The sequence below is a fragment of the Neglectibacter sp. X4 genome (assembly GCF_009917365.1).
In the GTDB taxonomy this organism is placed as follows: domain Bacteria; phylum Bacillota; class Clostridia; order Oscillospirales; family Acutalibacteraceae; genus Acutalibacter.
In genome coordinates, this window is the sequence record NZ_QWLE01000316.1 from 1 (window position 1) to 574 (window position 574).

Here is a 574-nt window from a genome sequence, read left to right on the forward strand (position 1 = left end):
CCGCATTCATCAGAGTCGGGGAGTTTGGTAAAAAGCGCAAATCCGTCATCAGTTCGAAGAACTGATCGCTGAGCGCCTTCGTATCTGTCGTGTTATCGTATTTTGCATCTGCTGCAGCGATGGTATCTGAAACTCTGCGAAACATACCTTCTACTGTTTCCGTCAGGTTACCTTCTCCATCTTTGCCCAGATATCGTTTTTCCAGTACTGTTAAAGCATTCTTGCTGATTTCTGAAATTGCCATATTTTCCTCCGCTATACACTTTATATATTGTCACAGAGATAATTATATCACTATATGTAGTGTATAGCAACAAGTTCTTCCAACAAATTCACGATAGCTTTATAAGAAGACTGCGCACGCCGCAATTTATCCTATTTCTTAAAAGACTAGCAGCGGAACGAAAGAAATCCTAAAATAGGTCAATTTCCCCTATTTTTTGTAGGTCAATTTGCCATAATAGTTCTAGAAAGGAGGCGTGACAGTGAATAGACTCAAAGAACTTCGAAAGAAAAAAGGTCTTACTCAGGTCAAAGTGCAAATCGAAACCGGTATAGACCAGGCTGACTATTC

The 574-nt window shown here is 40.1% G+C and carries 1 protein-coding gene; it reads right to left on the minus strand.

Going from position 1 to position 574, the window contains the following annotated elements:
• Window positions 1-244: ribonucleotide reductase N-terminal alpha domain-containing protein (locus D1841_RS18345; protein ID WP_305801101.1), on the minus strand; the 244-nt coding region annotated here is incomplete at its 3' end.
• Window positions 245-574 lie beyond the last annotated feature (330 nt).